The 343-nt window shown below is 39.9% G+C and carries 1 tRNA gene; it reads right to left on the bottom strand.

From position 1 onward, the window contains the following. Positions 1–87 precede the first annotated feature (87 nt). Positions 88–161 (bottom strand) — tRNA-Ile (locus ACM6F9_RS07350). Positions 162–343 lie beyond the last annotated feature (182 nt).

The raw sequence follows: 343 nt of genomic DNA, 5'->3' as shown, positions 1-343 counted from the left end.
GCTAGTAGACTTCAGATGGCAGATTAAAGATCTCAGACTTAAATGTCTGATGTCTCATATCTGATATCTTCCCGTCTTTTCAATTAGTAGTCTCGGGCAGGCTCGAACTGCCGACCTCTACATTATCAGTGTAGCGCTCTAACCAGCTGAGCTACGAGACTGTCTTTTTAGACTTACAGATCCTAGATCCTAGATGCAAGACTTTCATTCGTCTTGGTTCATGGCTCTGGGCTCCTGTATCTCTTCCCTATACTAATTTCTAGTGGGTTTTGTATTTTTATATATCAACCAAATAAAAAACTAAAGCTTGAACTTTAAGTAAGTTCTGTGTCTTGCGACACTA

The sequence above is a fragment of the Chryseobacterium sp. IT-36CA2 genome, from assembly GCF_949767875.1.
In the GTDB taxonomy this organism is placed as follows: domain Bacteria; phylum Bacteroidota; class Bacteroidia; order Flavobacteriales; family Weeksellaceae; genus Chryseobacterium.
This window is presented reverse-complemented; position numbering and strand designations above follow the sequence as displayed.